Source organism: Haemophilus sp. UMB1048, assembly GCF_030218125.1.
Classification (GTDB): domain Bacteria; phylum Pseudomonadota; class Gammaproteobacteria; order Enterobacterales; family Pasteurellaceae; genus Haemophilus_D.
Genome location: NZ_JASOPB010000036.1, coordinates 1 through 381, shown reverse-complemented (window position 1 = coordinate 381; position 381 = coordinate 1). Strand labels below are relative to the sequence as shown.

Sequence of the window (381 nt, the reverse complement as noted above, 5' to 3'; positions counted from 1 at the left end):
GAACACCGAACGGCTCAAAACGACAAGTTTTCTCCCCTGGTGCGTGGCGCTCTGACGGGGTTTCCTGTTTCCAAACTTCACATCTCGCCAGGACAAAAAAAAACCGACCTGGGGTCGGTGGCAAGAATCAGAGTCTATGGGAAATATTTTAGTTATCGGATGCTCAATATTCACAAACGCAAAAAATGCCTCAGTGATGCCCTAAAACAACCTTTCCAGAAGGAGTCCGCGCTTTACGATGCACGGAAGAGATAAAAAACCCCACAAAAGTGGGGAACCAAGAGAAACAACAATTACAGGTTGTTGGTTGTGTTCGAACAACGATGAAGTAGCTACGCTAAATAATAATTACCGTACAGGCCCTACATATTCAACACTAAA

Annotated in this window: 1 protein-coding gene; it reads left to right on the top strand. The window is 44.6% G+C overall.

Annotation, left to right across the window (positions count from 1 at the left end):
* Positions 1-255: hypothetical protein (locus tag QP437_RS09765; protein WP_251299449.1), on the top strand; the 255-nt coding region annotated here is incomplete at its 5' end.
* Positions 256-381: the final 126 nt, after the last annotated feature.